Raw genomic sequence first — 1,018 nt, 5'->3', positions numbered from 1 at the left:
AAAAATGAAGATGAATTCATTTTGTGGCTTGCAGGCTTTATTGAGCGAATGACAATTGGAGGGAAAGAGAAGCTTCCTCCAATTTCAAACTATATTCCAAAAGGCTTTAAAATTGATCAAGCCGAAATTCCTGTGGCTGCTGAACCAAGCAAAGAAGAAAATGCTGAGATAATTATTAACTACTTTAAATCTGAAGATTTCATTAAAAATAATAAAATATCCTCTTAAATATAGAAGTATTTGTCCACCTTACTTCTATATCTGGCTGATAATATTCAGCTACCGCCTTCTGGGGCGGTTTTTTTTATTTAACCAGCTTAAATGATCAGCATATAAAACTTATCAAAAATGTCAGTAAATATGGAAATGTTTTATAAAGAATTAATAATGACATAAAAAATAATAAGTTGGAGATTATATTGTTATTTTTATTAAAATATTTTTCACATAAAAATAATCTTAAATTACGTATAGAAACATTTACTGGTACATAATTTCCAAAAAAATAGGATGATGAAGAGATGAATGAGAATGCTGAACTCATTAAATATTTAGATATTGCCGAAAATGTATACGAAAATATGTATGAAAAGTACCAGATTACGGATAACCCTGTAACCAATCTCAATAGAGTGATGGCAGAAATTAGAAAAGAAGCCGAACAAAATGATTTAAAGTTAAAATATACCAAAATTGATTTTGAAGAATGTTTAACTAAGCCTCTTTCTGAAAGAGAGATAAAAGTTGACTTAAGTCTACTTCCTCGTTTTGAGTATAGAGATGAATTTATTTTATGGCTCACTAATTTTATTAGAAATATTAGTGTGCAAAAAAAGTTCGTAAAACAAAAGTACTATTTTAATTAGCTTTATAAACTTTTTAACTACTCAAAACTATTAATAAATTTTATAGAACAGCGATATAAAAAGAAAAATAAAGTGCACCTTTGTAGAGGTAACTTACATGAAGAATATTACTGAAAAATCACTTTTTGATGTTTTTACTCAGCATCAAGCTT

1 protein-coding gene and 1 pseudogene are annotated in these 1,018 nt (G+C 27.6%); both read left to right on the top strand.

Annotation, left to right across the window (positions count from 1 at the left end; all coding sequences use genetic code 11):
* A pseudogene (locus VXQ92_RS21365) lies at positions 1–228 on the top strand (hypothetical protein); the annotation flags it as partial.
* Between the two features lie 293 nt (positions 229–521).
* Positions 522–866, top strand: coding sequence for a hypothetical protein (locus tag VXQ92_RS21360; protein ID WP_001004676.1), 345 nt, complete (start codon positions 522–524; stop codon positions 864–866).
* Positions 867–1,018 lie beyond the last annotated feature (152 nt).

It is taken from the genome of Acinetobacter sp. 228, assembly GCF_048147885.1.
This window is presented reverse-complemented; position numbering and strand designations above follow the sequence as displayed.

Excerpts from the sequence above, each read along its gene's own strand:
- VXQ92_RS21360 (WP_001004676.1), top strand. The coding sequence starts at position 522 with ATGAATGAGAATGCTGAACTCATTAAATATTTAGATATTGCCGAAAAT.